This window comes from Actinomyces bowdenii (genome assembly GCF_017592395.1).
Lineage (GTDB): Bacteria > Actinomycetota > Actinomycetes > Actinomycetales > Actinomycetaceae > Actinomyces > Actinomyces bowdenii.
Genome location: NZ_JAGFOU010000019.1, coordinates 1 through 14,888 on the forward strand (window position 1 = coordinate 1; position 14,888 = coordinate 14,888).

13 protein-coding genes are annotated in these 14,888 nt (G+C 70.9%); 6 read left to right on the top strand and 7 right to left on the bottom strand.

The window, feature by feature from the left end:
- The 3 genes from J5X07_RS09100 to J5X07_RS09110 all read right to left on the bottom strand — a co-directional run.
- A partial coding sequence (locus J5X07_RS09100; RefSeq protein ID WP_208479568.1) for a peptidase inhibitor family I36 protein occupies positions 1-435 on the bottom strand: 435 nt, incomplete at its 3' end.
- Positions 436-497: 62 nt separating this feature from the next.
- A complete protein-coding gene (locus J5X07_RS09105; protein WP_208479569.1) occupies positions 498-1,376 on the bottom strand; it encodes a peptidase inhibitor family I36 protein in 879 nt (292 codons plus the stop codon).
- Positions 1,377-1,926: 550 nt separating this feature from the next.
- Positions 1,927-2,082: a hypothetical protein gene (locus J5X07_RS09110; RefSeq protein WP_208479570.1), complete on the bottom strand. Its 156-nt coding sequence runs from the start codon at positions 2,080-2,082 to the stop codon at positions 1,927-1,929.
- Positions 2,083-2,277: 195 nt separating this feature from the next.
- Between J5X07_RS09110 and J5X07_RS09115 the strand changes: the two genes are divergently transcribed.
- From J5X07_RS09115 to J5X07_RS09130, 4 genes are all read left to right on the top strand, one after another.
- Complete coding sequence (locus tag J5X07_RS09115) at positions 2,278-2,772, top strand: hypothetical protein (RefSeq protein WP_243896661.1); 495 nt, start codon at positions 2,278-2,280, stop codon at positions 2,770-2,772.
- A 283-nt stretch (positions 2,773-3,055) separates the two neighbouring features.
- Positions 3,056-4,285: a pyrophosphate--fructose-6-phosphate 1-phosphotransferase gene (locus J5X07_RS09120; RefSeq protein ID WP_124933943.1), complete on the top strand. Its 1,230-nt coding sequence runs from the start codon at positions 3,056-3,058 to the stop codon at positions 4,283-4,285.
- A 280-nt stretch (positions 4,286-4,565) separates the two neighbouring features.
- Positions 4,566-5,015: a MarR family winged helix-turn-helix transcriptional regulator gene (locus J5X07_RS09125; protein ID WP_208479572.1), complete on the top strand. Its 450-nt coding sequence runs from the start codon at positions 4,566-4,568 to the stop codon at positions 5,013-5,015.
- Between the two features lie 81 nt (positions 5,016-5,096).
- Positions 5,097-6,437 (top strand): class II 3-deoxy-7-phosphoheptulonate synthase, encoded by a 1,341-nt coding sequence (locus tag J5X07_RS09130; RefSeq protein ID WP_424924118.1) that lies wholly within the window; start codon positions 5,097-5,099, stop codon positions 6,435-6,437.
- Between the two features lie 23 nt (positions 6,438-6,460).
- Here the strand turns inward: J5X07_RS09130 and pknB are convergent, their stop codons facing one another.
- Entirely contained in the window at positions 6,461-8,563 is a 2,103-nt protein-coding gene (gene pknB, locus J5X07_RS09135) for a Stk1 family PASTA domain-containing Ser/Thr kinase (RefSeq protein WP_208479573.1), read from the bottom strand.
- Between the two features lie 64 nt (positions 8,564-8,627).
- Positions 8,628-9,836: a polyprenyl synthetase family protein gene (locus tag J5X07_RS09140; RefSeq protein ID WP_208479574.1), complete on the bottom strand. Its 1,209-nt coding sequence runs from the start codon at positions 9,834-9,836 to the stop codon at positions 8,628-8,630.
- 157 nt (positions 9,837-9,993) lie between these two features.
- On the opposite strand from J5X07_RS09140, the gene J5X07_RS09145 reads away from it, so the two are divergent.
- Entirely contained in the window at positions 9,994-11,643 is a 1,650-nt protein-coding gene (locus tag J5X07_RS09145; RefSeq protein WP_208479576.1) for an RNA polymerase sigma factor, read from the top strand.
- 86 nt (positions 11,644-11,729) lie between these two features.
- On the opposite strand, the gene J5X07_RS09150 is transcribed toward J5X07_RS09145, so the two are convergent.
- Complete coding sequence (locus J5X07_RS09150; RefSeq protein ID WP_208479577.1) at positions 11,730-12,176, bottom strand: rhodanese-like domain-containing protein; 447 nt, start codon at positions 12,174-12,176, stop codon at positions 11,730-11,732.
- Complete coding sequence (locus tag J5X07_RS09155) at positions 12,176-12,454, bottom strand: DUF7455 domain-containing protein (RefSeq protein WP_185732037.1); 279 nt, start codon at positions 12,452-12,454, stop codon at positions 12,176-12,178. Before J5X07_RS09155 ends, J5X07_RS09150 begins: the two co-directional genes overlap by 1 nt.
- 151 nt (positions 12,455-12,605) lie before the next feature.
- Here J5X07_RS09155 and J5X07_RS09160 point away from each other — a divergent pair, with 151 nt between their 5' ends.
- On the top strand, positions 12,606-14,849 hold the full coding sequence (locus tag J5X07_RS09160) for a DNA gyrase/topoisomerase IV subunit B (RefSeq protein ID WP_185732036.1): 2,244 nt from the start codon (positions 12,606-12,608) through the stop codon (positions 14,847-14,849).
- The last annotated feature ends 39 nt before the right edge of the window (positions 14,850-14,888 follow it).

Consider the following 14,888-nt stretch of genomic DNA (forward strand, 5'->3'; position numbering starts at 1 on the left):
CGGTGTGTTGGTGGTGTCGGTGCCGATCTGGTGGGAGGCGTTGTTGTTCTTCAGGGCGGGGTCGAGGTTGACGGAGGCTCCTGCGGGGATGGTCTGGCTGGCTCCCTTGTAGTTGGAGTTGTAGTAGACGGTGACGGGTTGGTCGGTGTTGTTCTTGACGGATGCGGCGTCGTTCTTGAGGCAGTTGCCCTTGCCCTTCCCCGGGCCTTTGAACTCGTAGCAGTTGGGTTGGGAGTCTCCGTAGTTGGGGATGGAGCCGGTGAAGTCGGAGACGGAGCCCTGCTGGTTGCTGTTGTGGTAGAAGCAGACTTCGCCGCTGTCGCATACTCCGTCGCGTTCTGTGGCTTGCGCTGTGGTGGGTAGGGCGAGGGCTCCGATGGCCAGGGCCAGGATGGAGGCGCCGCTGGCGGCGCGGCGAAGGGATATGGTGGTCATGACAGTCTTCCTCTCTGAAGGTGCGGGTTGATGGTGCGATGGGTGAACTGATGGTCGGAGGCTCACTGGGGCAGGTCGGTCACCCCCTTGGAGCGCAGGAAGTCCAAGGGGTGCGTCCGCTCGCCGTTGACCTTGACCTCGAAGTGGAGGTGAGTTCCGGTGGAGTTACCCTGATTCCCGATGGGGAAGAGCGTCTGCCCTGCCTGGACGGTGGCTCCCTCGTGGATGCTGTCCGGCAGGTCCTTGGCGTAGAAGTGGGCGTATCCCATCTCGATGCCATCGCCGCAGTCGATCCACAGATAGTTGGTCGTTCCCTTGATTCCCGTGTTCTCGTTGGCGTGCTTCTTGTTGATCTTGATGCTCTTCACGGTCCCCGTGCAGGCTGAAGTCGCATTCGTGAATCCAGCCATGTCGACTCCGGTGTGGCGGCGACCGCTGGGGTAAGAGGGGTATCCGGCAGTGATCCGTGCCGATGATGGGGCAGGACTGGCCCAGTCCCCGGTCACCGGTGTGTTGGTGGTGTCGGTGCCGATCTGGTGGGAGGCGTTGTTGTTCTTCAGGGCGGGGTCGAGGTTGACGGAGGCTCCTGCGGGGATGGTCTGGCTGGCTCCCTTGTAGTTGGAGTTGTAGTAGACGGTGACGGGTTGGTCGGTGTTGTTCTTGACGGATGCGGCGTCGTTCTTGAGGCAGTTGCCCTTGCCCTTCCCCGGGCCTTTGAACTCGTAGCAGTTGGGTTGGGAGTCTCCGTAGTTGGGGATGGAGCCGGTGAAGTCGGAGACGGAGCCCTGCTGGTTGCTGTTGTGGTAGAAGCAGACTTCGCCGCTGTCGCATACTCCGTCGCGTTCTGTGGCTTGCGCTGTGGTGGGTAGGGCGAGGGCTCCGATGGCCAGGGCCAGGATGGAGGCGCCGCTGGCGGCGCGGCGAAGGGATATGGTGGTCATGACAGTCTTCCTCTCTGAAGGTGCGGGTTGATGGTGCGATGGGTGATGTCAACGCTGCGATTGATCATGGATGGATGATGTCGTTCCTTTCCGCTCGCCCTCTTCCGATGGTGATGACGTTATTCGAAGGTTCTGAAGAAGGCCAGGAGAATAGTTCCCTTGACGAATTCCTATGGTTGTGATAAATGGTGATCGATATGAATTCCCTGGGGTTCTTCTGTGGTTTTGTCAAGGGGTTGGCTTCCCCATTTCATGCCGCAGATCGGGGGTGGGTTGCGAGGGTCTTCGCGTCATGTCAGGACATGGGGGTGTAGACTCACTGAGTCCCTGATTCCTGATATCCCTGCTCTCGTCCGATGATCGGGGTGCTCCCGGCCTCGGTGCTGCTTCTCAAGGGGTGATTGCGGTGGCCCGGCAAGATGGGGGTATCTATCCGGATGACTCTCGACGCTGCGTGCGGGTGGCACCTATCGCCCTGGGCGGTGGGTCATGAGGGCCTCTTGTCGGTGAGGCGAGCCTGATCTCCCGTATCCTTTCGGGGCCGTCACTGTCAGACTTGCCGTTCGCTGCCACTCGAGGGGTGCAACTCGAGATCGAGACCGGTGAGCGGGCTGGGAGCGCGGGCGGTCAGCGCGCGCCACAACAGGTGATCATTGACCTTGTCATCAAGGTGAGCTGCCAGATTGCGCATCCTGGTGATCCCCACGGTCGATCCCTGGATGATCGTCCTCGTCGTCCAGACGTGATCGCAGTCCGCATTCGCACGGTGGTGCGCAGATCGGTGCCCTTTCGGGGCCGTGCGCGCCGGCCGGCGCGCTGCAGGCATGCCGCGCTCGGGCGGTCTCGCGGAGCCCGAGGCGCCGCCGTTGATCCGATGGCCAACTGACGCGACACTAGTGGCATGCATCACGGCATCACGCTTCCCGGGCTCCTCCACGCCGCGACCCTCATCTACACCTCGGTGCTCGCCGGGTTCATGATCTCCTACGTCATCACCATCGGGGCCCTCTTCAGCCACGCCCTGCGCACCGGCCGCCGCCGCGAGCTGCAGGCCGTCCTCCTGCCCTTCCACAAGGACGTGCCGGTCAGCACGACCTACGCCGCCTGGGTCCTGGGGCAGGTGCTCCTCGCCGCAGCATCCCTGGCCGCCAACCTCCTGCTCGACTCGGGCCGCCCCCTGGGCGGGCAGATCGCCGCTGTGGTGGCCATGCCCCTGTGGTACACCGTCCATGTCGCCTCCGGCTTCGCCCGTGACGAGCACCTGGCCGAGGGCGGGCCCCCGGATGTGCCCGAGGAGGTGGTGCAGCGCTTCGTGCGCCGCAACCTGCCCATGCACTGCGGCTATGCCGCCACCTACCTCATCGCGGCCGCATGGCTGGCGGTCGGCCTCGCCTGAGCCTCGTCTGATGGACCCCGCCTGGACCGGTGGGGCCGGTGGTGCGCAGTTGGGCGTCACTTCGCGACAAGGGCGTCACTTCGCGGAAAAGGCGACACCTGTAGGGTGCGTCGAAGTCGCGAAGTGACGTCCAACCCGCGAAATGACGTCCTTCTTGAGGGCGCCCGCCCCACCCGCCCCGCCCGCCCCGGCCTGACCCGCCCCGGCCCCCGGGCCGCGCCCACGGCGGGCCCGGCCCCGCTAGGATGAACCCGTCAGGCTCACCTCATACGAAAGGCCACTGATGTCGATCCGTCGCGTCGCCCTGCTCACCGCGGGCGGTTTCGCCCCCTGTCTGTCCGCCGCTGTCGGCGACCTCATCGAGCGCTACACCGAGGTCGCCCCCGAGGTCGAGATCATCGCCTACCAGTACGGCTACCACGGCCTGCTCACCGGCAACTACATCGTCATCGACGAGGAGGCCCGCAAGAACGCCGGGATCCTGCGCGAGTACGGCGGCTCGCCCATCGGCAACTCCCGCGTCAAGCTCACCAACGCCAAGAACCTCGTCGAGCGCGGCCTGGTCGCCGAGGGCGTCAACCCCCTGGAGTTCGCCGCCGAGCAGCTGCGCAAGGACGGCGTCGACGTCCTGCACACCATCGGCGGTGACGACACCAACACCACCGCCGCCGACCTGGCCGCCTACCTGCACGACAACGACTACGAGCTCACCGTCGTGGGCCTGCCCAAGACCATCGACAACGACGTCGTGCCCATCCGCCAGTCCCTGGGCGCCTGGACCGCCGCCGAGGAAGGGGCCGGCTTCGCCCTCAACATCATCGGCGAGCACCGCTCCAACCCCCGCATGCTCATCGTCCACGAGTGCATGGGCCGCAACTGCGGCTACCTCACCGCCGAGACCGCCCGCCGCTACCACGACCTGCTCAAGACCAGGAAGTGGGCGCCCTCCCTGGGGCTGACCAAGGAGCGCTGGGACGTCCACGCCGTCTTCGTGCCCGAGGCCAAGCTCGACATCGCCGCCGAGGCCGAGCGCCTCAAGGCCATCATGGACGAGCAGGGCAACGTCAACATCTTCCTGTCCGAGGGCGCGGGCGTGCCCGAGATCATCGCCGAGATGGAGGCCGCCGGCCAGGAGGTCCAGCGCGACCCCTTCGGCCACGTCAAGCTCGACACCATCAACCCCGGCCAGTGGTTCGCCAAGCAGTTCGCCGAGCTCATCGGGGCCGAGAAGGTCATGGTCCAGAAGTCCGGCTACTACTCGCGCGCCGCGCGCGCCAACGCCGAGGACCTGGCCCTCATCAAGCGGATGTGCGACCTGGCCGTCGAGTGCGCCCTGCGCGGCGAGTCCGGCGTCATCGGCCAGGACGAGGAGAACGACGACGAGCTGGTCGCCATCGCCTTCCCGCGCATCGCCGGTGCCAAGCCCTTCGACATCACCCAGCCCTGGTTCACCGAGCTCATGAGCGAGCTCGGCCAGAGCGTCGAGCCCGCTGAGACCAGCGCCGAGCACTGAGCTGAAGGGCCACTGGGCCGCCGGGCCATGAGCCCCGAGCGCCCTCACCCCCGCCCCGCTGCCGCAGGCCGCCCCAGTGGCCCGCGGCAGCGGGGCGGTCCCATCGGTCGCAGCGGGCGGTGGCGCGGGACTCCTCGTCTTGCCCAAGCCCGCAATAATGTACTAACAATACGATATGCCAACCGGGATCTGTTTATCTGATATCTCTGGCACGGTAGTACCATCGAGACGTGCTCCGGGCGGGTCGGGGCGCTCAAGCCCTGTGGAGGATGTCGTGGCAGTGAGCCTGGGGTCGCCCCTGTCGGCAGGTCTGGGATACCGGTTGATCAAGCTGGGCGAGGTGGCCCTCGATCGTGCCGCCAGCGCCCTGGAGAGCGTGGGGGTGCGCCCCCGCCACTTCAACGTGCTCTCCACTGTGGCCGCAGCGCCCTCGCTGTCCCAGAAGGAGCTGAGCGCCCTGCTGGGCATCGACCCCAATGTCATGGTCGGGCTCATCGACGACCTCGAGGCCGATGGACTCGCCTCGCGCCAGCGCAGCACCGCTGATCGGCGCAAGCACGTCGTGGTCATCAACGACGAGGGGCACCATGTCATCGCCGAGGGCCAGCGGGCCATCGCCGCTGCCGAGGACGACTTCCTGGCGGTGCTCACCGCTGAGGAGCGGGCCCTGCTGCTGGAGCTGACCAGCAGGCTGCTCGACATCCCGGCACCGGCCGCAGCCGAGTCCTGAGCGGGCCGGGCCGCGCCCGGCGCCCACCTGGTGGCCGCCGGGCGGGGCGGGGAGGCGCCCTCGCCTATGCTGGCGACTGTGATGAACGAGCTCGACGCCCCTGGCAACGCCATCCCGGCCTGGCGGGACAGGCCCGCCCTCCAGCAGCCCGCCTACCCCGACGCCGAGGCGCTGGCGGCCGTGGGTGCCGACCTGCGCTCCCGCCCGCCGCTGGTCTTCGCCGGCGAGGTCGACGCCCTGCGCGCCCAGATGGCCGCAGCCGCTCAGGGCCGGGCCTTCGTCCTCATGGGAGGGGACTGCGCGGAGTCCTTCGAGGCCGGATCGGCGACCTCCATCCGCCTCAAGGTCCAGACCATACTCCAGATGGCCGCGGTCCTGACCTACGCGGCCTCCACCCCGGTGGTCAAGATCGGGCGCATGGCCGGGCAGTACGCCAAGCCCCGCAGCGTCGAGACCGAGACCCGTGAGGGCCTGACCCTGCCCTCCTACCGGGGGGACTCGGTCAACGGCCACGCCTTCACCGCTCAGGCCCGCACCCCCGACCCGGCCCGCATGCTCGAGGCCTACCTTCGCAGCGGCACCACCCTCAACCTCGTGCGCGCCTTCACCATGGGCGGCTACGCCGACCTGCGCGAGGTCCACTCCTGGAACCGCGGCTTCACCGCCAACCCCGCCTACAAGCGCTTCGAGTCCTTCGCCGGGGAGATCGACCGGGCCATGCGCTTCATGGAGGCCGCCGGCGTCGACTTCGAGGCGCTGCGCCAGGTCGACTTCTACGCCGCCCACGAGGCCCTCCTGCTGGAGTACGAGGACGCCATGATCCGCCAGGACTCGCGCACCGGGCGCCTGTACGGAACCTCCGCCCACCTGCTGTGGGTGGGGGAGCGGACCCGGGGGGCGGAGGACGCCCACGTGGCCCTGCTCGAGGGCATCCACAACCCGGTGGGCGTCAAGATCGGCCCGAGCACCACGCCCCAGGAGCTCATCGATCTCATCGACCACCTCAACCCGGCCGGGGAGCCCGGGCGGCTCAGCCTCATCACCCGCATGGGCGCCGAGCGCATCCGCCAGGCGCTGCCGCCCCTCATCGAGGCGGTGCGCGGCGACGGGCGCCCAGTGACGTGGATCACCGACCCGATGCACGGCAACACCATCACCTCGGACAACGGCTACAAGACCCGCCGCTTCGACACGATCATGGAGGAGGTCCGCGGCTTCTTCGAGGTCCACCGGGAGATGGGCACCGTCCCCGGCGGCATCCACGTCGAGCTCACCGGCGACGACGTCACCGAGTGCCTGGGCGGCGGCGAGCACATCGACGAGGCCGCCCTGGCCAGGCGCTACGAGACCCTCGTGGACCCGAGGCTCAACCACCAGCAGTCCCTGGAGATGGCCTTCGAGGTCGCCGAGCTCCTGCGCTGAGGCCGGGCCGGCCCACCGCGTGCTCACCACACGTAGATGGTGACCGTGGAGCCGGGCTTGACCCGCGTGCCCGGGGCCGGGTCCGTGGAGCGGACCGAGTCGAAGGCGCCGCCCAGGCGCTTCCTGACATCGACCCTGAGCCCCGCATCCTCCAGGGCCTCGGTGGCATCGTCCTCGCTCATCCCCGTGACATCGGGCACCGCCACCTGCTCGGGCCCCTTGGAGAGGACCAGGTCCACCGAGTCGCCGTAGGAGGCCGAGGCGCCCGCGGCGGGGAAGGAGGAGATCACCTTGCCCTTGCTGACCTCATCGGAGTGGGCCTCCGAGGTCCCGCCCAGGCGCAGCCCCGCCCTCTCCAGGGCCTCCTTGGCCTCCTTCTTGCTCATGGAGGCCACGTCGGGCACGGTGGTGGGCCGCTTGCCCTGGGAGATGACCACCGAGACCGAGGTGGAGTGGTTGACGGTCGTGCCCGCCGCCGGGTCGGAGGAGATGACCGCCCCGGCGGCGACGTCGGCGGAGTAGTCCTGGGTGACCTCCCCCAGGGCCAGGTCCTGGGCCTCCAGGGCGGTGCGCGCCTCCTCCTGGGTCTTGCCCGCCAGGTCGGGCACCTGCGTGGTCCTCACCCCGCGGGAGACCACGGCGGTCACCGCCCGGCCGGGAGCCACGCGCCGGCCGACCCCCGGCTCGCAGGAGATGACGCTGCCCGCCGGGACCGTGTCGGAGTAGTCGCGCGTGGGAGGGGACCACACCAGCCCCTGGGCCTCAACGGCCGACCTGGCCTCATCCTGGCCCATGCCCACGATATCGGGCACGGGGATGCGCCGGCCCGGGCCGGCGCTGAAGAACCATGCGGCCGAGGCACTGGTGGCCGTGATGGCCAGGGCCGCCCCGACGACGACGGCGCGCCTGGACCGCAGCGGGGAGGCCGCTGAGCCGGCGGCCTTCGAGGAGCGCTCCGGGCGGGGGCCGGCCTCGGAGCCCGCTGGGCCGGCGGTGGCCGCCGAGGCGGCCGAGCGCACCGGGCTGACGGTGATCTCGTGGGTGCGCTGGGCATCCTGGGCCCCGGGCCTGAGCAGCAGGCGGCGCGTGCGCTGCTCGGGATGCGGACCGATCGAGCCGATCGGCAGGGAGATCGTGCGCATGCCCGCATGCGGGGGCTCCTGGGGGTCCTGCCCGTCCTGGGGGCTGTCGGCGATGGCGGCGCGCGCCGCCCGGGCATTGGCCGACATGGCCATCTGGGTGCGCACCGAGCCGGTCCCGCCCCCGCGGCGCACCGCCAGCTCCGAGGCGCTGAGCTCCTCCACGACGCTGCGCAGCAGGGCCAGGGCCGCATCGGCGTCCTCGGGGCGGTCCTCGGGGGAGCGCCGCGTCATCATCGCCACCAGCTCATCGACGTCGGCCGGCATCTCGGGGACCAGGGCCGAGGGCAGGGGCACGTCCTCATGGACGTTGCGGAAGGCGATCTGGATGGGGGAGTCGGCGGTGAAGGGCTGCTCGCCGGTGAGCAGCTCGTACAGGACGATGCCGGTGGAGAAGACATCCGCGCGGGAGGTGGAGGCCCCTGAGGTGATGAGCTCGGGAGCCAGGTAGGCCACCGTGCCCAGCACATTGCCCGTCGTGGTCTGGGCCACCTCCGTCACGGCGCGCGCCAGCCCGAAGTCCGCGACCTTGGCCACCGAGCCGTCCGAGGGCAGCAGGACGTTCTCGGGCTTGATGTCCCGGTGCACCAGGCCGGCGCGGTGGGCCGCCCCCAGGGGGCGCAGCACCTGGGCCACCAGGCCGAGAGCCTCCTTGACCGACAGCGGTCCGGCGGCGATGAGGTCGCGCAGGGTGGGCCCCTCGACGTACTCCATGACCAGGTAGGCCACGCCCTCCAGGCTGCCCTGGTCGTAGACCGCCACGACCCCGGGGTTGGACAGGCGGGCGGCGGCGCGCGCCTCGCGGCGGAAGCGCGAGACGAAGTCGGGGGAGTCGGCCAGGTGGGCGTGCATGAGCTTGAGCGCCACCCGGCGGTCCAGGCGGCGGTCGTGGGCGCGGTAGACGGTGGCCATGCCACCGCGGGCAACACGGTCGACGATCTCGTAGCGGGAGTCGATGAGACGACCGATGAGGGGATCCGTGACCACGGGACTGATTCTACGGTCAACCGCGCGGCGCGCACGCCACCGCCGTGCCCCCGGCCCCGCGGGCTCAGGCCTCGCGCTCGGTGAGCGCGACCGCCAGGCGGTCCAGCTCCTCCAGGGCCGCGGGCTCCAGGCCCTGCCCGCCGGCCAGGGCCCCCAGCTCCTCCAGGGCCCGCGCCCCCGCCCTGCGGTGGGCGGCGATGGCCTCCTCGTGGGCGCCCCGGGCGCCGCAGTCCTCGATCAACCGCGCGGCGGCCGTGATCCGGTCCTGGCCCGCCTCCCGGTTGGCCAGGACCTCGCCCAGCAGGGCGCGCCCCTCGTCATCGGCGCGCCCCCAGGCCAGTGCCAGCAGGACGGTGCGCTTGCCCTCCCGCAGGTCGTCCCCCGCGGGCTTGCCGGTGCGCCGGGGGTCCCCGAAGACGCCCAGGTCGTCGTCGCGCAGCTGGAAGGCGATGCCGATCTCCTCGCCGAAGGCCCCCAGCAGCTCCGCGGCCCGGCCGGCGGGGTCCATCCCGGCCAGGAGCGCCCCGATGAGCAGGGGGTGCTGGACGGAGTAGCGGGCGGACTTGTGGCGGATGACGGCCAGGGCATCGCGGTGCATCTGCTCCGCGGCCCGGCCGGGGTCCTGGCCCAGGGGCAGGGGGGTGACCTCGCTGCGCACGTCCAGGAACTGGCCCAGGGCGACCTCCGCGGTCATGGCGTCGAAGGCGGCCCGCGCCCGCAGCGCCTCCCCGGCCCGCGGGAAGCCGGCCTGCGCCGGGGCCGGCGGGCTCAGGGCGCTCATCTCCTGGCAGGCCAGCGACAGCAGCAGGTCCCCCAGCAGGATGGCCCCGCTGGCCCCGAAGTCCTCGGCCCGGCCGCGCCAGCCGCCCTCGGCGTGGGCCGAGGCGAAGGCCCGGTGCGCCGCCGGCAGCCCGCGCCGCGTCAGGGCCCCGTCCATGACGTCGTCGTGCACCAGGGCGCTGGCCTGGTAGAGCTCGAGGGCCGCGCCCAGGTGGGGGGCCCGGGAGCCGGCCAGGCGGGCGGCCGGATCGGGGGGCCCGGGGGGCAGGCTCATGCCCACCCCGCCCAGGAGCGCCCGCATGCGCTTGCCGCCGCGCAGGGCCAGGGCCGCGGTGTCGAGCATATGGGTGCTGGCCCGGCCCAGGTCCTGCCAGGCCCGGCGGTGGTCCTCGATGACCTCATCGAGGCGGGACTCCACGGCGGCGCGGAAGGCCGCCAGTGCAGCCGTCAGGCCCGGCTCCCGAGCGCCCTTGATGTCGCTGGCATCGCTCATGGCGCTAGCCTAGGGGGCTCGCGGCGGTCCGGGCCCATGGGAATAAACGCTACACTCGGGGGGTTGTCTGCTTCAGCCCGTGGTGCGGCCCATGCCCGCGCGCCGCGGCCCGCCCACCACCCGCAACCCACCCGCACGCCCACGCGAAAGGAACTCCGTGGCTTCTTCCACAATGACACGCGAGCGCGCCGAGCTCTCCGACGTCGATGACACCGTTGAGGACGAGGACTTCGACCTCGACGAGGAGGATGACGACAAGGAGGACGAGGACTTCGAGGAGGACCCTGAGGACGAGGACGCGCAGGACGAGGACGACCTCGATGACCCCGAGGATGAGGAGGACGAGGAGGACGAGGAGCATGCCGCCCCGGGCGCCCAGGACGAGGGCCCCGCTCCCGAGCTGCGCGACTACTACCTCGATGTGACCCTGGAGGAGGACGGCGACGGCACCAAGCGCCGCCCCTTCAACACGGTGGCCTCCCTCAAGGGGGTGCGCCTGGCCCCGGGCGCCACGCTGTTCATCCGCTCGCGCACCGTCGTGGAGGACCTGGAGATCGCCGGGCACGGGACCATCGAGGAGCCCATCACCCTGGCCCCCTACGGGCACGGGCCCGTGCCCCGCTTCATCGTGGCCGGCTCCGAGCCCATGGTGGCGCGCGACTACCTGGCCCAGAACGGCTACATCTTCCGCGGCTGGGTCATCAAGGGCATCAAGATGCAGCCCTCCATCGCGGCCCTCACCGGCGAGCTGGAGCGCATGCGCCGCGAGGAGGCCGAGCGGGCGGCCGCCAAGAAGGCGGGCAAGCGCTCGAAGTCCGGCGACAAGGACGGCTCCTTCACCGTCTCGGACACCGATGAGGGCGATGAGCCCGCCCAGCGCGTGGTCACCGCGGGCGCCACCGCCGACCCGGTCAAGGACTACCTCAAGCAGATCGGCAAGGTGGCGCTGCTCAACGCCGAGCAGGAGGTGGAGCTGGCCAAGCGCATCGAGGCCGGGCTCTACGCCGAGCACCTCCTGGCCGAGGAGGGCAACGACCTGCCCGCCAAGCTGCGGCGCGAGCTGCACTGGGTGGCCCAGGACGGCCAGCGCGCCAAGAACCACCTCCTGGAGGCCAACCTGCGCCTGGTGGTCTCCCTGGCCAAGCGCTACACCGGCCGGGGCATGCTCTTCCTGGACCTCATCCAGGAGGGCAACCTGGGCCTCATCCGCGCCGTGGAGAAGTTCGACTACACCAAGGGCTTCAAGTTCTCCACCTACGCCACCTGGTGGATCCGCCAGGCCATCACCCGGGCCATGGCCGACCAGGCCCGCACCATCCGCATCCCGGTGCACATGGTGGAGGTCATCAACAAGCTCGCCCGCGTCCAGCGCCAGATGCTCCAGGACCTGGGCCGCGAGCCCACCCCCGAGGAGCTGGCCGTGGAGCTGGACATGACCCCGGAGAAGGTCGTCGAGGTCCAGAAGTACGGGCGCGAGCCGATCTCCCTGCACACCCCCCTGGGCGAGGACGGGGACAGCGAGTTCGGCGACCTCATCGAGGACTCCGAGGCCGTGGTGCCCGCCGACGCGGTGAGCTTCACCCTCCTGCAGGAGCAGCTGCACGCCGTGCTCGACACCCTCTCCGAGCGCGAGGCCGGGGTGGTCTCCATGCGCTTCGGCCTGACCGACGGCCAGCCCAAGACCCTGGACGAGATCGGCAAGGTCTACGGGGTCACCCGTGAGCGCATCAGGCAGATAGAGTCCAAGACCATGTCCAAGCTGCGCCACCCCTCGCGCAGCCAGGTCCTGCGCGACTACCTGGACTGACGGGACCGGCACGGAGCCGCAGGGTCCCGGCAGGCGCCGTCCCGGTGCCTGCCGGGACCCTCGTCGTGCCCTCGGGCCTGCGGGGCCTACTGCTCGGTGACGGTGGCCAGCCCGGTGGTGCTCGCCGCCTCCTGGATGCCGCCCAGATCGGTGACCTGAGTCAGGCCGGCCTCGCGCATCGCGGCGACGGCCCGGGCGGAGCGGCTCCCCGAGCGGCAGTAGACCTGGTAGGAGGCGCCGGGGTCGAGCCCCTGGATCCGGGAGGTGAAGTCCTCGGCGGCGATATCGATGTTGATCGCGCCCTCCAGGTGGCCCTCGGCGTACTCCTCGGGGGTGCGCACATCGATGAGGCTCACCGCCTGGGCGGAGGCCCCGGCCCCGGGGCCGGGGGCGCCGGAGGGCGAGGGGGCGCCGGTCGAGGCCCCCGAGCAGCCCGCCACGGCCAGGGCGAGCGCCGCGCCGAGGGCGATGGCGGCGCCCAGGCGCGGGGAGCGGGCGGGCCGGGGCGCTGAGGGGATCGAGGCGCTCGGCATCACTCGCCGCTGGCCAATCGGGAGGACTCGTCCTGGAAGAGCAGGGCGACCTCGCGCAGCCTCTCGCCGTGCTGCCGGGCGTGGTGGGCGCAGAAGAAGAGCTCCCCGGTGAGCATGACCGCCCGCACATAGGCCTGGGCCTGGCACACGTCGCAGCGGTCCGCCGTGGTCAGGGGGCGCTGCTGGGCCTGGTCGGCGGCGGGGGCGTCGGTCTGCTCGACGGCGGTCTCAGCGCCCTGGCGAGCCTGGGAGGTGCTGGTGGTGCTCATGCCCGGCATTCCATCACGGGGCCCGCGCCGTGAGGATCCGGAAGGCGGGGTTTCCGCCTGCGGCGCATCCCGTTTCGCCGACGGCGCAGCAGGGGGCCGCCCTGCCCGCCCGGGCGCGGCGGGGCGGCCCGCCGGCGCGCGCATCGGCTACAGTCCGGCCGTGCCCCCTTCCGAGACGACCACCAGCCGAGGAGACTACTCCGCCCGCCACCTCTCCGTCCTGGAGGGGCTGGAGGCGGTGCGCAAGCGCCCGGGCATGTACATCGGCTCCACCGACCAGCGGGGCCTCATGCACTGCGTGTGGGAGATCCTCGACAACGCCGTCGATGAGGCCCTGGAGGGCCACGGCGACGAGATCTCGCTGACCGTCCACACCGACGGCTCCATCGAGGTGCGCGACAACGGCCGCGGCGTGCCGGTGGACATCGAGCCCTCCTCGGGCCTGAGCGGGGTCGAGCTGGTCTACACCAAGCTCCACGCCGGCGGGAAGTTCGGCGGCGGCTCCTACGGGGCCGCCGGGGGCCTGCACGGCGTGGGCGCCTCGGTGGTCAACGCCCTGGCCGCCCGCATGGACGTGGAGGTCGACCGGGGCGGCAAGACCTACGCCATGAGCTTCCACCGCGGGGAGCCGGGCACCTTCGACGACTCGGCGGGCCGGGGCCCCGACTCGCCCTTCACCGGCTTCACCCGGGCCTCCGAGCTGCGCGTGGTCGGCAGGGTCAAGCGCGGGGTGACCGGCACCCGCGTGCGCTACTGGGCCGACCCCCAGATCTTCCCGCGCCCCGCCGAGTACGACGCCGGGGCCCTGCGCGCCCGCCTGCGCCAGACCAGCTTCCTGGTCCCCGGCCTCAGGCTCAGCCTCGATGACCAGCGCCCCGACGCCGAGGCCCTGGCCGCCTCGACCACGCCCGCCGCCGACGCGGGCGCCACCGACGACGCCGTGGCCGAGCCCTCCCTGCGGGCCTCGGCCAAGAACCCCACCGAGAGCGGCGACCTGTTCGACACCGGCGGCCAGGGCGTCGAGGTCTTCCAGGCCCTCGGGGGCACCGCCGACTTCGCGGACTTCCTGGCCACCGACGCCCCGGTGACCGACACCTTCCGCCTGACCGGCTCGGGCACCTACACCGAGACCGTCCAGCAGCTCGACGCCAGCGGGCACCTGCGCCCCGTGGAGGTCGAGCGCACCTGCACCGTGGACATCGCCCTGCGCTGGGGCATCGGCTATGAGACCACCGAGCGCTCCTTCGTCAACATCATCGCCACCCCCATGGGGGGCACCCACCTGCTCGGCTTCGAGCAGGCCCTGACCCGGGTGCTGCGCAAGCAGATCGAGTCCAACTCCCGGGCCCTGAAGGTCACCAGCCGTGACGGGCGCATCGAGAAGGACGACATCCTGGCCGGCCTGACCGCGGTCATCACCGTGCGCGTGCCCGAGCCCCAGTTCGAGGGCCAGACCAAGGAGGTGCTGGGCACCGCCCCCGTGCGCCAGATCGTGGCCAGGGTGGTGGACAAGGAGCTGACCGCCCTGCTGACCTCCTCCAAGCGGGACCTCAAGACCCAGTCCCGGGCCCTGCTGGACAAGATCGTGGGGGAGATGCGGGCGCGCATCAGCGCCCGCATGCACAAGGAGATCACCCGGCGCAAGACCGCCCTGGAGAGCTCGACCCTGCCGGCCAAGCTCGCCGACTGCCGCAGTGATGACGTCGCGGCCTCCGAGCTGTTCATCGTCGAGGGGGACTCGGCCCTGGGCACGGCCAAGAACGCCCGCAACTCCGAGTTCCAGGCCCTGCTGCCCATCCGCGGCAAGATCCTCAACGTCCAGAAGGCCTCCCAGGCCGACATGCTGCGCAACGCCGAGTGCTCGGCCATCATCCAGGTGGTGGGCGCGGGCTCGGGGCGCACCTTCGACCTGGCCTCGGCCCGCTACGGCAAGGTCATCCTCATGACCGACGCCGACGTCGACGGCGCCCACATCCGCACCCTGCTGCTGACCCTCTTCTTCCGCTACATGCGGCCCATGATCGAGGCCGGGCGCGTCTTCGCCGCCGTCCCGCCCCTGCACCGCATCGAGGTGGCGGGCCAGGGCCGGCGCAAGAAGGAGGTCCTCTACACCTACTCCGATGAGGAGCTGGTCTCCACCCTGCGCCGCCTGGAGCGCCAGGGCCGCAGCTTCAAGGAGCCCCAGCGCTACAAGGGCCTGGGGGAGATGGACGCCCACCAGCTGGCCGAGACCACCATGGAGCCCGAGCACCGCACCCTGCGGCGCATCACCCTGGGCGATGAGGCCGAGCTGGTGGAGGCCGAGTCCGTCTTCGAGCTGCTCATGGGCTCCGCCGTCGAGCCCCGGCGCGACTTCATCATCGAGGGCGCCTCCGACATCGACCGGGAGCGCATCGACGCCTGAGCCCCGCAGGGGCCTGGCGGCCCGCGCCCTGGGGTAGTC

Excerpts from the sequence above, each read along its gene's own strand:
- J5X07_RS09140 (WP_208479574.1), bottom strand. The coding sequence starts at position 9,836 with ATGAGCGATGCCAGCGACATCAAGGGCGCTCGGGAGCCGGGCCTGACG.
- J5X07_RS09105 (WP_208479569.1), bottom strand. The coding sequence starts at position 1,376 with ATGACCACCATATCCCTTCGCCGCGCCGCCAGCGGCGCCTCCATCCTG.
- J5X07_RS09120 (WP_124933943.1), top strand. The coding sequence starts at position 3,056 with ATGTCGATCCGTCGCGTCGCCCTGCTCACCGCGGGCGGTTTCGCCCCC.
- J5X07_RS09130 (WP_424924118.1), top strand. The coding sequence starts at position 5,097 with ATGAACGAGCTCGACGCCCCTGGCAACGCCATCCCGGCCTGGCGGGAC.
- J5X07_RS09155 (WP_185732037.1), bottom strand. The coding sequence starts at position 12,454 with ATGCCGGGCATGAGCACCACCAGCACCTCCCAGGCTCGCCAGGGCGCT.
- J5X07_RS09115 (WP_243896661.1), top strand. The coding sequence starts at position 2,278 with ATGCATCACGGCATCACGCTTCCCGGGCTCCTCCACGCCGCGACCCTC.
- J5X07_RS09150 (WP_208479577.1), bottom strand. The coding sequence starts at position 12,176 with ATGCCGAGCGCCTCGATCCCCTCAGCGCCCCGGCCCGCCCGCTCCCCG.